Source organism: Spirillospora sp. NPDC049652 (assembly GCF_040675125.1).
In the GTDB taxonomy this organism is placed as follows: Bacteria; Actinomycetota; Actinomycetes; order Streptosporangiales; family Streptosporangiaceae; genus Spirillospora.
This window is the reverse complement of record NZ_JBFAOF010001431.1, coordinates 1-1348: the sequence shown is the minus strand read 5'-3', so window position 1 is coordinate 1348 and position 1348 is coordinate 1. Positions and strand designations below refer to the sequence as shown.

The following is a 1348-nucleotide window of genomic DNA, read 5'->3' as shown; positions in this document are numbered from 1 at the left end:
CGGCCGTGGCCTCCCGGCGCAGCCTGCGCGCCGACCGGCCGGGGCCGTCCGCGCGCGGGACCTTCACCGCCACCGGGCGGGACAGCACGCCGTCGAAGGCCCGCCACACCGACGCCATGCCGCCGTCGCCGACTCGGGCCTCCAGCCGGTACCTGCCGCCGAGCAGCAGCCCGGGGCGCAGCGGATCGTCCACCCCGCGCCTCCACCTCCTTGGGACGGTTTTGACCCTACCGGGGCCGTCCCCCAACCGAAGCGATCAAGCTCACGGCGTGACGCCCGGCCGGGCCGGGTAGGGCTCGAAACGACACCGACGAGCAGAAAGGCGCGGCCATGACCGAACCGCAGGGGGGTCCGGCGCTGTCGCCCCTCGACCGCGAGACGTGCCTGAAGCTGATCGCTCCCGGCGGCGTGGGCCGGGTGGCCTACGACGACGGCGAGGGGCCGACGGTGACCCCGGTCAACTACGTCCTGGACGGCGAGACGATCCTGTTCCGGACGTCGCTCGCCGGGCGGCTGAACCAGAACCTGTCCGGGCTGCTGTCCGGGGCGGAGGTCCGGATCGCCTTCGAGGTGGACCGGATCGACCCGGAGCGGCACGAGGGGTGGAGCGTGCTGCTGCGCGGCGGCGCCCGCCAGCTGGAGGACGACGAGGAGTCCGCCGCCGTGGAGCCGTGGCCCGCCGAGCCGCGGCCCGCCCGCATCCGGCTCGCACCGAAGGAGATCACCGGACGGCGGCTGGGCGGCCAAGGGTGACCGGCGGCCCACGACCGGCCGGCCGGACGACTCGGCGGACCGGCGGACGCGGATGACCGAAAGCTACAAGACGGACGGGCGCGAGCCGGTCAGGGTGGGCTTATGAGCATCGACCTGAACAAGGCCGCGGACTTCATGGCCACGCACGCGCGGCTGCTGGACCGGCGGCGATTCGACCTTCTGTTCGGCGACACCGGCGACGTCGAGGCCGTCGTCGCGGCGCTGGACGCCTATCGCAATCCCGACTGCGGCTACGGCTGGGGGCTGGAGCCCGACCTGCGCTCCCCCGAGAGCCAGACCGGCGCCGCCGCGCACGCGTTCGAGGTGTTCGCCGAGATCGGCGGGCACCCGCACGCGGTGGAGCTGTGCGACTGGCTGGAGTCGGTGACGCTGCCGGACGGCGGCCTCCCGTTCGCCCTCCCGACCGCCAACGCGGCGGGGAACGCGCCCTGGTGGGCGACGGCCGACACGACCGTCTCGTCCCTGCAGATCACCGCGATCACGCTGGTCGCGGCGCGGCGGGTGGCGGAGATCGACCCCGGCGTCGGCGCGCACCCGTGGGTGGAGCGCGCCGCCGCCTACTGCGTGGGCGCGG

At 75.0% G+C, this 1348-nt stretch carries 1 protein-coding gene and 2 pseudogenes; 2 read left to right on the top strand and 1 reads right to left on the bottom strand.

Annotation, left to right across the window (positions count from 1 at the left end; genetic code table 11):
* Positions 1-193: pseudogene (locus AB0J52_RS40820) on the bottom strand (serine/threonine protein kinase); the annotation flags it as partial.
* A 137-nt stretch (positions 194-330) separates the two neighbouring features.
* On the opposite strand from AB0J52_RS40820, the gene AB0J52_RS40815 reads away from it, so the two are divergent.
* Both AB0J52_RS40815 and AB0J52_RS40810 read left to right on the top strand, forming a co-directional pair.
* Positions 331-753, top strand: a complete 423-nt coding sequence (locus tag AB0J52_RS40815) for a pyridoxamine 5'-phosphate oxidase family protein (RefSeq protein WP_500188604.1) — start codon at positions 331-333, stop codon at positions 751-753.
* Positions 754-855: 102 nt separating this feature from the next.
* Positions 856-1348, top strand: a pseudogene (locus tag AB0J52_RS40810) (hypothetical protein); the annotation flags it as partial.

What these genes read in the sequence shown, in the direction of transcription:
- AB0J52_RS40815 (WP_500188604.1), top strand. Translation starts at nt 331, where the DNA reads ATGACCGAACCGCAGGGGGGTCCGGCGCTGTCGCCCCTCGACCGCGAG.